Annotated in this window: 16 protein-coding genes; 11 read left to right on the top strand and 5 right to left on the bottom strand. The window is 39.7% G+C overall.

Going from position 1 to position 18,226, the window contains the following annotated elements; all coding sequences use genetic code 11:
- The 10 genes from VNZ46_RS09620 to VNZ46_RS09575 all read left to right on the top strand — a co-directional run.
- A partial coding sequence (locus VNZ46_RS09620; protein ID WP_325559931.1) for a RagB/SusD family nutrient uptake outer membrane protein occupies positions 1-1,310 on the top strand: 1,310 nt, incomplete at its 5' end.
- A 7-nt stretch (positions 1,311-1,317) separates the two neighbouring features.
- Positions 1,318-2,733, top strand: coding sequence for a hypothetical protein (locus VNZ46_RS09615; RefSeq protein ID WP_325559929.1), 1,416 nt, complete (start codon positions 1,318-1,320; stop codon positions 2,731-2,733).
- 20 nt (positions 2,734-2,753) lie between these two features.
- Positions 2,754-4,805: a glycoside hydrolase family 2 protein gene (locus VNZ46_RS09610; protein WP_325559927.1), complete on the top strand. Its 2,052-nt coding sequence runs from the start codon at positions 2,754-2,756 to the stop codon at positions 4,803-4,805.
- A gap of 34 nt (positions 4,806-4,839) precedes the next feature.
- On the top strand, positions 4,840-6,081 hold the full coding sequence (locus VNZ46_RS09605) for a glycoside hydrolase family 88 protein (protein ID WP_325559925.1): 1,242 nt from the start codon (positions 4,840-4,842) through the stop codon (positions 6,079-6,081).
- 109 nt (positions 6,082-6,190) lie between these two features.
- On the top strand, positions 6,191-6,718 hold the full coding sequence (locus tag VNZ46_RS09600; RefSeq protein WP_325559924.1) for a DsbA family protein: 528 nt from the start codon (positions 6,191-6,193) through the stop codon (positions 6,716-6,718).
- A 29-nt stretch (positions 6,719-6,747) separates the two neighbouring features.
- Complete coding sequence (locus tag VNZ46_RS09595; protein ID WP_325559923.1) at positions 6,748-7,713, top strand: formylglycine-generating enzyme family protein; 966 nt, start codon at positions 6,748-6,750, stop codon at positions 7,711-7,713.
- Positions 7,714-7,749: 36 nt separating this feature from the next.
- Positions 7,750-9,069: a Gfo/Idh/MocA family oxidoreductase gene (locus VNZ46_RS09590; protein ID WP_325559921.1), complete on the top strand. Its 1,320-nt coding sequence runs from the start codon at positions 7,750-7,752 to the stop codon at positions 9,067-9,069.
- Between the two features lie 10 nt (positions 9,070-9,079).
- Positions 9,080-10,090, top strand: a complete 1,011-nt coding sequence (locus tag VNZ46_RS09585; RefSeq protein WP_325559919.1) for an FAD:protein FMN transferase — start codon at positions 9,080-9,082, stop codon at positions 10,088-10,090.
- 19 nt (positions 10,091-10,109) lie between these two features.
- Positions 10,110-11,042: a hydroxypyruvate isomerase family protein gene (locus VNZ46_RS09580; RefSeq protein ID WP_325559917.1), complete on the top strand. Its 933-nt coding sequence runs from the start codon at positions 10,110-10,112 to the stop codon at positions 11,040-11,042.
- Positions 11,043-11,177: 135 nt separating this feature from the next.
- Entirely contained in the window at positions 11,178-11,354 is a 177-nt protein-coding gene (locus VNZ46_RS09575) for a histone H1 (protein ID WP_108555437.1), read from the top strand.
- 69 nt (positions 11,355-11,423) lie between these two features.
- Here the strand turns inward: VNZ46_RS09575 and VNZ46_RS09570 are convergent, their stop codons facing one another.
- The gene (locus tag VNZ46_RS09570; RefSeq protein ID WP_325559916.1) at positions 11,424-12,659 is read right to left on the bottom strand and encodes a TlpA disulfide reductase family protein; all 1,236 of its coding nucleotides are present in this window, start codon (positions 12,657-12,659) and stop codon (positions 11,424-11,426) included.
- 200 nt (positions 12,660-12,859) lie between these two features.
- On the opposite strand from VNZ46_RS09570, the gene VNZ46_RS09565 reads away from it, so the two are divergent.
- Complete coding sequence (locus VNZ46_RS09565; protein ID WP_325559914.1) at positions 12,860-15,166, top strand: TonB-dependent receptor; 2,307 nt, start codon at positions 12,860-12,862, stop codon at positions 15,164-15,166.
- 61 nt (positions 15,167-15,227) lie between these two features.
- Here the strand turns inward: VNZ46_RS09565 and VNZ46_RS09560 are convergent, their stop codons facing one another.
- From VNZ46_RS09560 to VNZ46_RS09545, 4 genes are all read right to left on the bottom strand, one after another.
- On the bottom strand, positions 15,228-15,452 hold the full coding sequence (locus tag VNZ46_RS09560) for a CDGSH iron-sulfur domain-containing protein (protein ID WP_325559913.1): 225 nt from the start codon (positions 15,450-15,452) through the stop codon (positions 15,228-15,230).
- 153 nt (positions 15,453-15,605) lie between these two features.
- The gene (locus tag VNZ46_RS09555) at positions 15,606-15,797 is read right to left on the bottom strand and encodes a cold-shock protein (protein ID WP_133779553.1); all 192 of its coding nucleotides are present in this window, start codon (positions 15,795-15,797) and stop codon (positions 15,606-15,608) included.
- Between the two features lie 109 nt (positions 15,798-15,906).
- Positions 15,907-16,356, bottom strand: a complete 450-nt coding sequence (locus tag VNZ46_RS09550) for a DUF4783 domain-containing protein (RefSeq protein WP_325559911.1) — start codon at positions 16,354-16,356, stop codon at positions 15,907-15,909.
- A gap of 168 nt (positions 16,357-16,524) precedes the next feature.
- A partial coding sequence (locus VNZ46_RS09545; RefSeq protein WP_325559909.1) for an efflux RND transporter permease subunit occupies positions 16,525-18,226 on the bottom strand: 1,702 nt, incomplete at its 5' end.

Raw genomic sequence — 18,226 nt, 5'->3', positions numbered from 1 at the left:
ATAAGGGGGTACCTATCTATCTGGAACCTTATACTGCCAGTCAAGCAATAAAACCAAGAAATACTGAAGCCGAAGTATGGGCGCAGGTGATCGGCGACTTGAATGATGTTGTTGCAGAGACAAATCTTCCTGATCGCTATTTAGCCGGAAACGCATCCTACGGACATATCACTAAAGGAGCAGCCTATGCTCTACGTGGTAAAGCTTATATGTATACCCAAAAATGGGATCTTGCCGCCGCAGATTTCCAGAAAGTAAAGGATGCTGGCTATTCACTGTTTCCAAACTATTCAGCTCTGTTTAAAACTGCAAATGAGCAATCTGCAGAAATGATCTTTTCAATCCAAAATATTGGTGTTTCTGGATTTGGGTCGACCACTCAATTCTATTGCGGTACACGTTCATCATTTGGCTCTTGCTGGAATACATATCATGTATCGCCTAATCTGGTTGATCTGTATGAAAATGCAGATGGATCTAAATTTAACTGGGACGCAGTGTTACCTGGCTTTTCTTCTTTAAGTGCGGCAGAACGTGAAGTATATTTCTTGAGAAACAATTTAACAGATGCCGAAATTGCAGCTGCTACTAAAAGAGGAGCAAAAATGAGCCTTTATTTGCCAACCGGAAATGAAGCTCGTATCTTGGCTGCCTATGCCAATAGAGATCCACGTTTGACCGCAAATGTGATTACACCTTATTCTACTTATTTGGGGGTATTTAATGGTGCAAATGCAGTTGTGACTTCTAGGTGGCCATATCGTTCGGAAGCAGCAACCAATGGTGATTTACGGACCGATACCCAAAGCCTATTCTATTATCTGTATAGAAAATATGTTTACGAAGGAACCAGCGAAACACCAGCTAGAGATTATGGACCAACAGATTTCGCATTGATCAGATATGCAGATGTACTGTTGATGTGGGCAGAAGCACTGAATGAGCAAGGTTCAGTTTCGGATGCTATCGCCAAAGTAAATGAGGTTAGAACGAGGGCAGGCGTATTACCGCTTCAAACCGTAAATGCTGCACTACCAACATATGTTACAGGACAAACGGACTTGAGAGAACGTATACGCAACGAGAGAAGAGTAGAATTCCCGAATGAAGGAATCAACTTTTTTGATGAAATGCGATGGAAAAGTTGGAAAGATAAAGCATTTTATGCAGGAAATGGTGTCAAACAAATATGGGGCAGCGTGGTGTATGCTTATTCGTTTAAAGGTGATTATTTGTACAATTGGGCAATTCCTGCAGTTGAAATAGAAAGAAATCCTAATTTAAAACAAAATCCGGGTTGGATAAACTAAAAGAGATATGGTAAAGAAGAGTTTAATGATCTGTTTGATCGGCTTAATGTCGATAGCTGCAAAGGCAGAAACTTACTATGTGGATAGCTCCGCTGGCAACGATCAACTCAGCGGACAATCAGAAACACAAGCCTGGAAATCACTGCAAAAGGTGAATTCTGTGAAATTTATGCCAGGAGACCGTGTATTGTTCAAACGGGGAGGTATCTGGCGTGGACAGCTTGTTCCAAAAGGCAATGGAACGATAGAAAAACTATTGATTTTCAGTGCATACGGAAAAGGCGCTCTGCCGGTTATCGCAGCTGATGGCAAATTTCAGGACGCTGTGCTACTAAAAAATATCAGTAATCTTTTGTTCGAATTTTTTGATATCTCAAATACAGACACTTTAGTACAAGAACAGAATACGGGCCCAGTTGGGGTCCGTATCCTTTCTGAAGATATAGGTACAATTTCTAATATCCGGTTGTCCGGATTATATATTCACGATATTAACGGGGATAACAAAAAAGGAAGTAAAGAGGGAAATGGTATCTTCTGGGATTGCAGGGGACCCAAGCCAAGTAATATTGAAAATCTGATTATAGAAAATTGCAGGTTACTGCGTGTGGACCGCAACGGGATTAGAGGTAATGGTACATTTGCCTTTAGAAACAATTGGTTTCCGAATAAGAACCTGGTCATCAGAGGCTGCACACTTGAAGATATCGGCGGAGACGGAATCGTGATCAAAGCCTTCGATGGTGCATTGGTTGAGCTAAATAAACTCTTTTATACCAGAACACGGGCAAAGGACAATGCTGTAGGTATATGGCCACATAGTAGTGATCATACAATCATCCAATACAATGAAGTTGCTTATACTAAAAATGTGAACTGGGCCAATGACGGGCAGTCTTTTGATATTGATGGGAATTGCAACCATACGATCATCCAGAATAATTATAGTCATGATAATGAAGGAGGATTTATGCTGGTCATTTCAGATGCGATCGATGAGAAAAGCAGGATGACCACGAATAACATTATACGGAATAACTTAAGTGTAAATGATGGAAATAACCGCAGGCGCCTGTTCAATTTTGCCCTGGTTACGGATCATACACGTGTGTCTGGAAATATATTTTATAACCAAAGTGCTGAACCTTTTAAAATGGAACTGATAGATATTGAACATGGAATTCCAAAGGATATCGTTTTTGAAGATAATCTTTTCCTGTATAGCGGGGGAGTTATCGGAATGTTTACCAAATCAGCAGAACAATATCGTGCTATCACCTGGAAAAACAACGTGTTTAAAGGAAATATAAAAGGAAAAAGCAATCTGCTGCAAGTTACAGAGACCAAATCCAATTCAGTATCCAATAAAAATTTGAATGAATATCCATGGATGTTCTTAAAATCTTTAAATCTAAAAAAATAAGACCTCTCAAATATAAAAGAATGCGATATAAGAACATCATTGCCTTTACGATCCTCCTACTATTTTATTGCAATTCCAGCATAGCCGGATTCCTTTCGAAAAAAGAGGGCAGGCAAATGATTCCATTGAATACCGGTTGGCAATTCTATTTTGCTTACAACTTTGAGCAGGGCATTAAAAAAGAGCAGGTTACCCTGCCACACACCTGGAATGCGAAGGAAGTGCTTCAGGGAATCGCAGATTATAAGAGGACATCAGCTATCTATGAAAATACACTTCATGTATCCCAGGAATGGGCAAATAAACGGTTGTTTCTTCATTTTGAAGGTGTAAATAACGTAGCAAATGTTTTTATTAACCATAAAATGATTGCAGAACACCGGGGTGGGTACACCGCCTTCAGTGTAGAGATCACAAATGATTTGAAACCTGGAGACAACTTGATTACCGTTCAGGTTAGTAATGCTTACAGACTTGATGTGATACCCCTACATGGCGATTTTAACAGTTACGGGGGAATACACCGGCCGGTTTCCCTGCTGGTTACGGAACGGAATTGCATCAGTCCCCTGGACTACGGCTCTCCCGGAGTATATCTCAAACAAAAAAATGTAACTCAGCAACTGGCAGAAGTGGAAGTTCTAACCAAACTCTCTTTGACTAACCGGAAGGATCTGAGGTTAAGAACTACAGTTTATGATCAGCAAAAGCAACAGATAAAAACAATAACCTCCGAAATTACAGCCTTAGAGGGCCAGGATGTTAAACAATCTTTGATGATCGATAAACCACATTTATGGAACGCTAAAGCTGACCCTTATCTGTATCAGGTTAAAGTAGAGCTGCTGCACGACGGAAATATAATTGATGAGGTCGTTCAACCACTGGGCTTTCGTTATTTTAGCGTTGATCCTGATAAAGGGTTCTTTTTGAATGGACGATACCTGGATTTATATGGAGTTGGGAGACATGAGGATTTATCAGGTAAAGGCTCTGCCTTAGGTGATATGGATCAAGACCATGATATGGATCTGATTAAGGAATTAGGGGCCACTGCTGTAAGACTCACTCATTACCCACATAGTAAACATTTCTATGATCTTTGTGACCGCAATGGAATTGTATTATGGTCGGAAATTCCTTTTGTTGGGCCAGGCGGTTATACGGGCACAGGTTATGTCAAAAACACCGATCTGGAAAATAACATTAAACAAACACTGACTGAACTTATCCGTCAAAATTATAACCACCCATCCATCTGTTTCTGGGGTTTGTTCAATGAACTTAATTTCAACTACGATGATCCTGAGCCTTTTATCAAGTCCTTGAATGACCTGACAAAAAAAGAAGACCCTGATCGTCTGACCACACTGGCCTCTAATCTGGAGACCAAATATTTTACAGACCTAACAGATGTGATGGCCTGGAATAAATATTTTGGATGGTATGGCGGGAAATTTGAAGAGATTGGAAGCTGGGCAGATCAGGTTCATAAAGAACTACCGGCAAAACCAATTGCTATCAGCGAATATGGAGCAGGGGCAAGCCCTTTTAAACATACAGAGAAATTGACTGCACCAGAAGCAAAAGGAAAATTCCATCCGGAAGAGTGGCAAACAGCCTTTCACGAAAGATATTGGTCTGAATTGAAATTAAGACCCTTTATATGGGGAAAGTTCATATGGGTACTAGCCGATTTTGGTTCTTCCATTCGTACAGAAGGAGATAAGGATGGCATTAACGATAAAGGTTTGGTTACTTATGACAGAAAGATTAAAAAAGATGCCTTCTATTTTTATAAAGCGAATTGGAACCCTGTGCCAATGTTATACATCGCTGAGCGTAGAAATAATATTCGTCATACAGCTTTAACCTCAATAAAGATATTTACAAATGTTCCGAGTGCAACACTTTGGGTTAATAGCAAGCTTCTGGGAACCCATATTAAAAACGATCTGAACACGATCTTATGGTCTGGTGTCAGGCTAAAAAAAGGCCAGAACAATATTGTTGTGAAAGCAGTATCTGGAGGAAAAGAAATCGCTGACAATTGTATCTGGAATTTGAAATAGTTCCATACGATCACTTAAAAAAATAATTAAATAGATGAAATTAACCGGTTTAACTAAAATTATGCTGCTTGTCGCTTGTTTTCTATTGACCAGATCTGGCCTGGCACAACAAAAGAATCAAGGCTTGCTCGAAAAAGGTTTTAATCTGGCACAGCAGCAATATCATCATATGCTGGAAGTTTCAACGGATCTGAACAAATATCCCCGCACCAGTGCCAAAGACGGATCTTTGAGGTACGTAGACATATGGGATTGGACAGGAGGATTTTGGCCTGGTGATTTATGGTATGTATACGAATATACCAAAGATACGTTATGGAAACAGCAATCCATCAAATGGACAGAGTCCCTGGAAAAAAATAAATTCAATAGCAGTAACCATGATCTGGGTTTTATGATGTACTGCAGTTATGGAAATGCATACCGCTTAACTGGTAATGAAAGTTACAAAAACATACTCATACAGTCGGCAAAATCTCTTTGTAAAAGATATAACCCAAAAGTTGGCAGTATAGAATCCTGGAATTCGAGATTGTCATGGGATGGAAAAACCATGTGGCATTATCCCGTGATTATAGACAATATGATGAACCTGGAACTCTTATTCTTTGCTTCTAAGGTTACCGGCGACCGGACCTATAAGGATATTGCGGTTAAACATGCAGAACAAACGATGAAAAACCACATCAGGTCAGATTATAGTACTTATCATGTCGTAAATTATGATACACTTAGTGGGAAGGTTCTGAACCGCCAGACTTGCCAGGGTTATTCTGATCATTCTACCTGGGCAAGAGGACAGGCCTGGGCAATTTATGGCTTTACGATGGTTTACCGGGAAACAAAAGACACCAGGTTTCTACATACAGCCATGCATCTGGCTGATTTCTATCTGAAAAATAAAAATCTTCCTGAAGACAAAATTCCTTACTGGGATTTCAATGTGAATGAAAAAGGCTATCGCCCAGATTGGAAATATGATTCTTCTTTGTATAAGTTGGTGCCCAGAGATGCCTCTGCTGCGGCAATTGTGAGTTCCGCACTGCTTGAGCTGAGTAAGTATGCCGGCAAAAAAGGTAAAGAATATAAATCGAATGCGATTCAAATGCTGAATTCTTTAAGCTCTTCATCTTATCTGGCGCAACCTGGCACGAATAATAACTTTCTGATCAAACATTGTACCGGAAGCTTTCCACATGGCGAAGAGATCGATGTTCCCCTGGTCTATGCGGATTATTATTATCTTGAAGCCCTGTTAAGGTTAAAAGACTATTGATTTTGAATAGGCCTGCCTAAAATTATTGATCCTTCCTCAAAGGAATTATTGAAAGCATTTGCATCTGTGAAGGTTATTTATTTAACTTGTATAAAATAAATAACCAAATATGTCAGGACAGTTAAAACCGCCAGTTAATGATGCCGATCATACCAGGGGTGCAAAACAAGCACAATTGGAGATTGTAGAGTTTGGAGATTTTCAATGCCCTTACTGTGGAGCCGAAGAGCCTATCGTTGAAGAAATCATGGAGCAGTTTGGCGAAGCGATTTCATTTACGTTCAGAAATTTTCCACTCAGAGATGCGCACGAATATGCTTTTAGCGCTGCACTGGCTGCTGAAGCAGCCGGTAAACAGGGCAAATATTGGGAAATGCATGATCTGATCTATGCAAATCAGGACATGCTTAACCAACCTAATTTGATCTATTTTGCAGAACAGATTGATTTGGACATAGATGTGTTTCAATCTGATATGGAACAACCAGAACTGAGTCAGAAAGTAGAAGATGATTTCGAAAGTGGAGCGCGTAGTGGCGTAAACGGTACACCAAGTTTTTTTGTAAATGGTATTCGTTTTGACGGTGGCGCAGCAGATCTGTATGGCCTGATTAAGGAAAGCATTTCCTCCGTATAAATACTTACACGCAATCAAGATCATAAATAATGAAGATAAAAACGCTATTCACCTTATTATTGCTGACCAGCACTTCCCCGTCCTTTTCTCAGGATATCAATACATCTTATGTCCAAAAAATAGAAGGCACAAAGCTATCGTTCCCTATGAAACCAGTACCCGCTGGCACCTTTATGATGGGTAGTAAAAAAGGAAAACCAGACGAACAGCCGTTGCATAAAGTAAAACTCCAAGCCTTCTGGATGTCTGCATTTGAACTTACCTGGGACCTATATGAACCCTTCCTGTATAAAGATTACGAAGTTTCTCATAGTACGGCCCCGGTTCCGCCAGAGGTGGATGCAGTAACCAGGCCCACTAAGCCTTATCTGGATATGACTTTTGGGATGGGAAAAGAAAACCATCCGGCACTGGCAATGACACAATACAATGCTATACAATATTGTAAGTGGTTATATGCAAGAACAGGTGTTTTTTACCGTTTACCAACAGAAGCAGAATGGGAATATGCCTGTCGGGCCGGAAGTGCGGCAGAGTACGCTTTTGGTGATGACGATAAAGCACTCGGTGACTACGCCTGGTTTAAGGACAATAGCGGTGGGAAAAGTCATCCTGTTGGCTTGAAGAAGCCAAATAAATGGGGAATTTATGATTTGTACGGAAATGTAGGAGAGTGGACTTTTGATCAGTATCTGCCAGATTTTTACAAGGATATGAAAGGAAACCCGGTAGAAAATCCCGTAGCTGTTCCCTCTAAACTATATGCGCATGTGATCCGTGGCGGATCTTACGATGATACTGCCGAACGTTTACGGTCTGCAGCAAGAACTGCTTCAGATCCTGCATGGAAGCAACTGGATCCTCAGATTCCTAAAAGCAACTGGTGGTTTCCAGAAGCACCATTTATAGGGATGAGATTGGTTAGACCTGCTGTTCCTCCTTCAAAGGCAGAAATAGATGCTTATTACGACCGCCCTGTAATTGCAGATTATTGATCTAATACACTAACCCACAAATAAAACCAAACGACTATGAACAAAGAAGAACTTGGCGACAAACGCCGTGAGTTTATTAAAGCCTCGGCACTGCTGGCCGGAGGTGTCTTATTGAACCAATTTGCCTTTGCAGGTGGACATTCCTCTGTAGATGATACTATTAAAATTGCTTTAATTGGTTGCGGCGATCGTGGTACTGGCGCTGCATTTCAGGCTTTAAGTACCACAGCGAACATCAAACTTGTGGCTATGGCCGATGCCTTTCAGGACAGAATAGACAACAGTTATAAAGTGCTTTCTGAAAAATTTAAAGATAAGGTAGATGTGCCGGTAGAACGGCGTTTTGTCGGTTTTGATGCTTATCAGAAGGCAATCCCTTTAGCGGATGTTGTTTTATTGGTTACCCCTCCAGGATTCCGACCAGGTCATTTTGAAGAAGCGGTTAAACAAGGGAAACATGTGTTCATGGAAAAACCTGTAGCTGTTGACGCCCCGGGAATACGAAGGGTATTGGCAGCAGCTGAGGTTGCGAAACAAAAAAAATTAAATGTTGTGGTAGGTTTGCAACGTAGATACCAGGCCAATTACAGAGAGACCATGAAACGCATACAGGACGGTGCTATAGGTGATATCTACAGCGGACAGGTATATTGGAACAGTGGGGGAGTTTGGGTAAAAAAACGTCAGCCCCAGCAAACCGAAATGGAGTATCAGATGCGTAACTGGTACTATTTTAACTGGTTATGCGGAGACCATATAGTAGAGCAACACGTTCACAATATTGATATTGCCAACTGGATAAAAGGTTCTTATCCTGTTCTTGTTCAGGGAACTGGAAGCAGAGCATGGAGAACAGGAAAAGACTACGGAGAAATATATGATAACCATGCTGTCGAACTTACCTACGCTGATGGTGCTGTGATCTACAGCCAATGCCGTCATTTCGAGGGTACTGAAAACCGGGTCGACGAATCTTTTCAAGGCACTAAAGGCCGTACTTATTTATCTGCGGGTAACCATGGTATATTATGGGACCATACAGGTAAGGAGATCTTCAGCCATCCGACAAAAGGAAATAAAAATCCTTATCAGACAGAACATGATGAGTTATTTGCTGCAATTTCAAAAGGCGAATATAAGTTTAATGACGCTGAGCGGGCGGCTAAAAGCTGTTTCACAGCAATTATCGGAAGGTACGCCACCTATTCAGGCCAAAGCATTAAATGGGACGAAGCTTTAAAAGCGGAGAACAGCCTGTTTCCCGAACAGCTGAGCTGGACAGCAAATCCAAAAGTTATGCCGGATGCGAACGGGTTATATCCGGTTGCCACGCCTGGGAAAACTAAGGTGATTTAAAGAAGATATAATGGGTTATCTCCATAAAATAGTCCTGCTTTTTTTGCCCTTGCTGCTCTCTTTTTTATTTACAAAAAAAGAGCAGCAGCTTTACAGTATACATGGCTATGCCCAGGGCACGGATTATTCTATTAAGTATTTTGCAGATTCTGCCTTGATCACAAAGGAAGGAGTAGACAATATTCTACTCAAAATAGACTCATCGATGTCTCTGTACAAGTCCTATTCGCTGATCAGCAAGTTTAACTCTTCAGAAAATGGAGTATCCCTTGATCCCCATTTTTTGGCTGTAATCAGAAAATCCTTTGAGATTTTTAAAGATACACAAGGTAAGTTTGATGTAACTGTAGCTCCTTTGGTCCAGGCATGGGGTTTTGGCCCCAAACCCATCAGTGTTTTCCCAGACTCTGCGGAGATTACGGAATTGCTGAAAAATGTTGGAATGGATTATCTGGAACTTAAAGGTAACAGGCTTTTAAAACGCAGACCAAACGTACATTTGGATTTGAATGGGATAGCACAAGGATACAGCGTAGATGTAGTTGCAGATTATCTTGAAGGCAAGGGGATACATTGTTATATGGTAGAAATAGGTGGAGAGATCAGATTGAAAGGACGTAAACCAGATGATACTACTATGAAAATCGGCATTGAAGGTCCAGCACCCGACGGTGTATCTGAACCTCAAATCAGGCATATAATTAGTTTTATTGAAGGTGCAGTAACTACCTCAGGTAATTATAGGAAATTTATTAAGTCGGGCAATAAAAAGGTTTCGCATCTGATCAATCCCAAAACAGGTTATCCACTGAACACTGAACTTATCAGTGTTACCGTTTTTGCAAAAGATGCACTAACAGCAGATGGCTATGATAATGCAATTATGGCTATGGGACTCAAAGAAGCACTTGCATTTGTTTCCGCAAGGAGAAATATGGAAGCCTATATTATTTACCAGCGTAAAGACGGGGCGATAGCAGATACATTGACAACAGGTTTTAAAAAAATGATCGTAAATTAATTTAACACACAGCTCTTATATGAACAGAATTGAGTTTTTAAAAAATAGTGCAATTGCAACAGGTACACTTTTAACTGGTTCTGCCGTAAATGTGATTGCAGAACCCCTAGACTTGTCCAGACATCCTGTTGCAACTGGTAAGACATTTAATCTTGATTACGCACCACATGAAGGTATGTTCGCACAACATGCCGGCACTGGTTTTTTAGATCAGATCAGGTATCTGTATGATATGGGATTCAGATCAATAGAAGACAATGGTTTTCTGGGACGCTCAGAAACAGAACAAACCCAAATTGGAGAACTGCTGGCCAAACTGGGTATGAGAATGGGTGTATTTGTAGTAGATGGCGGTGATAATTGGAAAATTTCGCTAACCACAGGTAAAAAAGAGTTCAAAGACCATTTTAAAGAAACCTGTCGGCGTTCTGTGGAAGCCGCAAAAAGATGTAATGCGAAATGGCTTACCGTTGTGCCTGGTTTTTATGAACGTAAATTGCCCTACGGAATTCAGATGTCGAATGTGGTAGATGCCATGAGAGCGGGTGCAGAGATCTTTGAGCCACATGGTTTGATTATGGTGCTTGAAACATTAAGCGATACACCGGAACTTTTTTTGCAGCATACCCATGAGACTTATAGTGTGTGTAAAGCGGTCAACAGCCCCTCTTGTAAAATTCTTTTTGATATTTACCATATGCAAAGGAATGAAGGAGACTTAATCGTTAACATCGATAGAAGCTGGGAGGAGATTGCTTATATACAAATAGGAGATAACCCTGGAAGAAAAGAACCAGGTACCGGCGAAATCAATTATAAAAACATATTTAAACATCTTTATCAGAAGGGCTATAAAGGCGTCATGGGAATGGAACATGGTCTTTCTTTAAAGGGGAAAGAAGGGGAGCTGCGTTTAATCCAAGCCTACCGGGAAGCTGATAATTTTTTATGAAACCAGGAATATATCTGGCATTGATTTCGTTGTAACAATAAGAATTTAAATAAAATTCGCAGATCAGATAAAAAATATTTAGATTAGAGTTAACCTAAAAAGAATCAATTGATTGTTTACTTATAAAACTAGATTATGCAAAAATTTAATGAGCTCAAAGAACTGCTAACTTCTGCTGAAAAGGAAGCTGTTGCATTTTATGAAAAGGGAAATAAAGCTGCAGGTACAAGACTGCGCAATGCCCTTCAGCAAAGTAAGGCACTGGCCCAGGATATCCGTCAGGAAGTAACCGCTAAAAAGAATGCTAAATAACAGTACCCACTGTTTTATACATAAAAAGCCCGGCGTTTTGACCGGGCTTTTTATGTAGCTGTTTATAAATTATTCAGCAACTAATTTATCTATTTCTGCATTGAATTCTTTCACATATTCAGTATAATATTTTCCTGTTGCAGGTCCATTATAACCGGTATATATCTTGGCAACATTTCCCTTCCTGTCTATGAATATGGTTGTTGGAAAGGAAAGGAAGCTATTTAAAGCAGGTAAAGATTCAGATACGCTTTTTGGATCGGCAGTCCCGGCAATCACCTGATCATACTCAATATCAAATCTATCCTTAAAACGACTCAATACTTTTTTAACATAGGCAGGTTCTGTTGTTCTTTCATAGTGAAGTCCAATTGCTTCAACACCACGACCTTTATTCTTTTTGAACCAAGGCGCTAAAAAAGAGGCTTCATCCATACAGTTAGGGCACCAGCTCCCCGTGATGGTTAAGATAACTACTTTACCTTTATACTTTTCATCTTTTAAAGAGACTTGTTTACCATTAAGGTCAGGAAAACTGAAATCCAAGGTCTTATAACCATCTTTTAAGTAAGTTAGTGAATACGCATCTGCAAGTGTTGCCTTCTCATTTCTTGTTCCAATAAATGTCTGTTTTCCACCGACACCGACTACACCACTAATAGCACCATTCTCCAAGATATTTCCTTCATAATAACCAACACCCGAGCCTATGAAAGTTGATAAGTAGAACTTGTTTCCATTAACAACACCATCAAGAAATCTGGAATCTCCCGTAGATTTTAAGAAAGTTCCGCTGAGTTTTGTTCCATTTTGAGAAAATAAACCAACAGATTTAGTTTCTTTTCCAGATTGATCTTTAAATACAACTTCGTAAGTACCTGTCAGATTAGCTGCCGGTTTTTCTTTAGGCTCATCAAACCTATATTTTTTCCCGAATTCTGCTTTTACAGGAGTTGCTCCCAAACCATTTTGCTTTCTCAGAACACCTTCAAGACTATTGTTACCAATTTTTAAAGCAAGTTCATTGTCAAACTGGTCCAGGTAGATAAACAAAGAGTCCTTAACCTGTTTAAGCCTGTTGATCTCGAAGCGTTCCTTTCCATTGATCAAATAAACTTTTGCATCAGTTGCAGTTTTTCCCTTGACTTCGAAATTAAAGGGAACTTCTTTGCTGTTGTTCAACAGAAACGTACCTCTCCAGAAGCCCTCCGGGATAAATTTTGATGGCAATTGTGCAAAGGATAATGAAGTTAAGCCCGAAGCTATCGTAAGACTTGCGGCTATGGTGATGGATTTGAAGTTCATAACGGCAAAGATATTGAAAAAATTAATACTATAGAGTTAGTAGTTTATTTTGACTTTTAGATGTTTTAAAGAATTAATCTAAATAATGATCATATTATTTAGACTTGATATAAATAATATAATATCTTTGCCGCCATTAAATCACACATTACATTATTTATTTGATGAAATATCTATACTGCATTCTACTGGCATTCTTGATGTCAGGATTTTCAATTTGCGCTGCTCAGACTACCGGAAGTATTTCCGGAAAGATTACGTTGATAGATGGAAGTCCATTTAGCTCTGTTTCTGTAACGCTTATTGAAAATCATAAAGCTACATTAACAGATGCAGGAGGAAATTATACCTTTAACAATCTGCTTCCTGGAAGATATACCATTAGAATTCAAATTCTTGGGGCAAAAGAAAAAGACCTGGATGTTGTTGTAAATGCAGATAAAGTAACTGAGGCCAACTATCATCTTACAAAAGAAAATGTTCAAGCCCTGCAAGAAGTCACTATTACGAGTGCGGCCAACAAATTCTCCAAAAAGGAGAGTGTATATGCTGCACGCCTTCCACTGAAGAACCTGGAAAATCCGCAGGTATATACCACAATTCCAAAAGAAGTTATACAGGAACAGATTGCGATAGACCTTGGTGAAATTGCTAAAAATGTTCCGGGAGCTGGGATTCCAATGTTAGCCAACCAGGGTAGGGTTACATTTCGTTCCCGGGGTTTTGAGACAGAACCTATGGTAAGAAATGGGGTTGCAGGATTTGCCTATACCGCAATAGACCCCGCGAATCTGGAACGCATTGAAGCTATTAAAGGCCCCTCTGCAACGTTATTTGGCACAAATCTATCCAGTTACGGAGGATTATATAACAGGGTGACTAAAAAACCATATAATGGTTTTGGCGGAGAGCTGTCCTTGTTTAGTGGAAGCAGGGACTATAACCGACTGGCTTTTGACGTGAATACGCCAGTTAATGCGGATAAAACTGTTTTGTTTCGCTTAAATGGTGCAACAACATTTGACAAAAGCTTTCAGGATCTGGGTTTCACCAATAGTATAAGTTTAGCACCTAGCTTTTCTTATCAGATCACCGATAAGCTTTCTATGCTGTTTGATGTAGAATTTGGACAAGCTAAAGGAACTTCAGTGGTCCGGTTTAATCCTTACATGCCAAAAGTAGGTGTAACCAGGTCCATTGAAACGATGAACGTGCCTTATAATCGTCTGTTTGGTAGTAATGACCTTACCTATCAGACGCAAATGCTAAATCTGTTTACCCAGTTCAATTACAAAATATCCGAAGAATGGACTTCTCAAACGATCATTTCCAGATCGAGAACATCCATCAATGGCTACATATCGGCTTTGAACCAAAAAACAGATTCTACATTAGCTGCAAATATTATGAGAGGGTATACCGCTTTTATTGCTACAGATCTACAACAAAACTTTACAGGCGATTTTATGATCGGTTCTCACCGTAATCGTTTGGTTTTAGGCCTGGATTACTATAATAATGCAAATAGCTTTGACAGATTGACCATCACAGGACCATCGGTCGACTATACCAAACCAACCATTACTCAAATTAACCGTGCAACCATCGATGCTTTGGCAGCTTCTGGCGTTACACGTTCGGAAAGCAATGGAGACAACAGTTACGCTGTATATGCCTCCAATGTATTTAATGTTACAGACAGATTACTGGCTATGCTTAGCCTTCGTCTCGACCGCTATTTTAATTTAGGGGTTACTCCTGTAAATACGGGTGTTGCAACCGGTGCATATAATCAAACAGCATTATCTCCAAAACTGGGTTTGGTATACCAGCTACTTAAAGATCGTGTTTCGGTATTCGGTAACTATATGAATGGCTTCACCAATAAACCGGGGTCAGATTTTAATGGTAATTCATTTAAGCCAGAGCAAGCAAATCAATTGGAAACAGGTATTAAAGCAGATATTTTTGATCATAAACTTGTTGGGACGATAAGTTATTACGATATCAGAGTGAAAGATATACTTCGAACTGATCCTGATCACGCCGATTTTTCCCTTCAGGATGCCTCACAAAAAAGTCAGGGTATTGAGTTTGAACTCACAGCAAGTCCTTTTGCTGGATTTAATATTATTGCCGGCTATGCCTATAATGATAGTAAGTATACCAATGCCGCTTCTACTATCAATGGTTTACGGCCTGCTTTATCGGGTCCGGCAAATACCATTAACTTTTGGATGAGTTACCAGGTACCGCAAGGGAAAATGAAAGGATTTGGTGCAGGTTTTGGTGGAAATCATGGAAGTTCTTCCTTCCAAACCAATACGACCACCAATAAAGTAATCATACCCGCATATACCATACTCGATGCAACCTTGTTCTATGACCAGCGTCGTTTCCGTATAGGATTTAAAGTTGATAATCTGACGAGTGAAAAGGCATGGTCTGTACGTTTGACGCCGCAGGCTCCCGCCAGGGTTATTGGAAATCTTATTTTCAGATTTTAAATCACCAATCTTTTTAAAAAGAAAAGCCGCTGGAATATTTCAGCGGCTTTCATTTAAATTTTTAGTTCTTTTTTGGTGGAAGATCAAACGCAATGGCTTCATGCTCGAAATGTCCATTGTGCGCGCCATCACAGAATGGCTTATTTTTTGAAAGACCACAACGGCAAATAGACAAAACAGTTCTGCCCTCAAGGCCATACATGTTTCCATTTCTATCTACGATCTCAAAATCGCCTTCTATTTTCACTGATCCGTTATTGTTAATGGTTAATTTAGTTTTTGACATGTGTGCTATTTCTTTTACTGCAAAACTATAACAATCATACGGTGTATTCGAAATGGATTACAATTTAGAAACATTCCTTAAAACAAAATGTTGTGTATATAAAAAAAGCATCCATAATCATGGATGCTTTTTTCGATTTATAAAATAAGTTGATTAAGCAATCTTAACATTGATTGCGTTTAATCCTTTTTTACCTTGCTCTACATCGTAGCTAACAGAATCATTTTCACGAATGTTATCTATTAAACCTGAAGAATGAACGAAGATTTCGCTATCACCATTTGCTGGTACGATAAATCCAAAACCTTTTGACTCATTGAAAAATTTTACTGTTCCTTGTTGCATTATATTGTATTTAAATATTCTCAAATGTACTATTAATTATTTGAATATCAATTAAATAATATTTTTATTCATCAGAATAGGCATTTGCGAGCTCCAGAGGCGCATTTGTTTACTTGTTTTCAAACCTCAATTCGCTGATGACAAAAGAACCGCCCTTTTTCTGAAGGAAGAAGGAGGTACGGAAAGTTCCTCCCGAGGTAACAAGGGTGCCGGCAGCAAAGCGCGAACCGCCACCTTCGCCCTGGTGAATAATATCAAAAGATTTAACCTTGTTTTTCGCAAAAAACTCCAGTAATATACTTTCTGCTTTTGATTTATTGTAAGAATCGGATTTTCCGGCAATGTTCAATTCAACTGTGGCATCAAAATAAGAAACAAGATCCTTCGCATTTCCACTTTTAAGGGCCGCAACAACATCCTCAAACGGACCAGGACCATTAATTGCTGCCCTGGAATTCGATCCGGCAATAGAAGCTAAAAAAATGACCAATAAAATCATATACCTTATTTCCGAACTTATTTTGATATTCTGTATTTTTTTGCCTGCTAGTGCTTTCATAAGAAAAGAATAAAATAGTAAGATGTATTCTGCAGATTCGAAAATTAGTTATACTAATATGCGAAAATAAATTGTGACCGCCTAATTTTACACCCATTCTTCGCTTAAATAGAGACAGGCCACCTTTATGGGGTGGCCTGTCTCTATTCGCTTATGATTTATTAAAAATTAGTCATCAGCATGTAAAGTGTCTTTGTGTTCTTCCGGTTTGTAATTGGCTTGTAGCTCAGCCAGTTTCTTTTTGCCATAAGCTAATTTAGTGATCAGTACAAACAATACCGGAACAATAAATAAAGCCAGTATGGTCGCAGAAAGCATCCCTCCAGCCACTGTCCAGCCAATTGTTTGACGGGATACAGCACCAGCACCTGTAGAAATCATCAAAGGAACAACACCGAGGATAAATGCCATGGAAGTCATCACAATTGGTCTTAATCTCAGTTTGACAGCCTCAAGTGTTGCTGCAATGAGTTCCATACCCCAATCTACCCGCTCCTTGGCAAATTCAACAATCAGGATCGCATTTTTGGCCGATAGTCCAATCAGAGTGATTAAACCAACCTGCGCATAGACGTTATTGTCCAGTTTAGGAAGGAAAGTCAAGGCCAGGATAGCACCAAATAAGCCCAACGGAACCGCTAACAAGATAGAGAAAGGTACAGACCAACTTTCATATAATGCCGCAAGTAAAAGAAATACAAAAACAATAACAAGTCCGAAAACCATCATTGTACTGTTTCCCGCCTCGGTTTCTTCCAAACTTAATCCCGAGAAATCATATCCATAGTTTGAAGGAAGAGTTTGCGCAGCAACCTCTTTAAGCGCCTTAAGTGCATCTCCTGAACTGAAACCAGGTTTGGCCGCACCACCAATTTCTATAGATCTGAATAGGTTATAGTGATTAATAATCGATGCATTTTCTATCGTTTTATAAGAAACCATAGAAGAGAGAGGAACAGATACCCCGCTGGAATTGGTAACATATAGCTGTCCAAGATTCTCAATCTTAGCCCGGTAGTTTGTATCAGCTTGTGTTACTACCCGGAAGTTCCTGCCATATTTTGTGAAGTCATTGATATAGCTACTTCCTAAATAGGAAGAAATTGTACTGTAAATTGAACCGACAGAAACCCCCATTTTCTTTGCCATCTCACGGTTCACACTTACTTTATAATTAGGCGTCCTGGCGTTGAAGAGGGTATAAGCCATACCAATTTCCTGCCTTTGATTGGCTGCAGCAAGAAACTTACCTACGTTTGCCTCAAATGCTTTAATATCTCCGGTTTGTTTTTCCTCTATTTCCATGGTAAAACCTCCGCTAATCCCTAATCCGGGAATTGGAGGCGGTGCAACGACAAGTACATAACCGTCCCTGTCTCCGGCAAAATCTGCGGAAACACTTGCCATAATTGCATTCACATCTCTTTTACGCTCATCCCAGTCTTTTAACTGAACGAAGAAAGTAGCTGCATTGGATTTAAATGACCGGTTCAAAATATTCAATCCCCCAACTGAAGCAATATTTTTTACCTCCGGATATTTTTTCATCACGTCATCAGTGATTCTTTTTATAAAGGCATTTGTTCTGACAGCAGAAGCACCTTCAGGAAGCGATACCCCCATGATGAAAATACCTGCATCCTCATTTGGAATAAATCCAGAAGGTTTTTTAGAAAACAACCCGACCGTACCCACATAAAGACAAGCTAAAATAACCATCACCAGCGGCGCTTTTTTCAACGCTTTTTTTACGCCGTTAGAATAACTATGTGTTACATTGGCAAACCAGGTGTTAAACTTATAAAAGAATTTATTTAATCCTCTGGAGTCCTTATCCAGCTTCATCGGCTTCAACAGAAGAGAACACAAA

The organism is Pedobacter sp., assembly GCF_035566355.1.
Taxonomy (GTDB): domain Bacteria; phylum Bacteroidota; class Bacteroidia; order Sphingobacteriales; family Sphingobacteriaceae; genus Pedobacter.
This window is presented reverse-complemented; position numbering and strand designations above follow the sequence as displayed.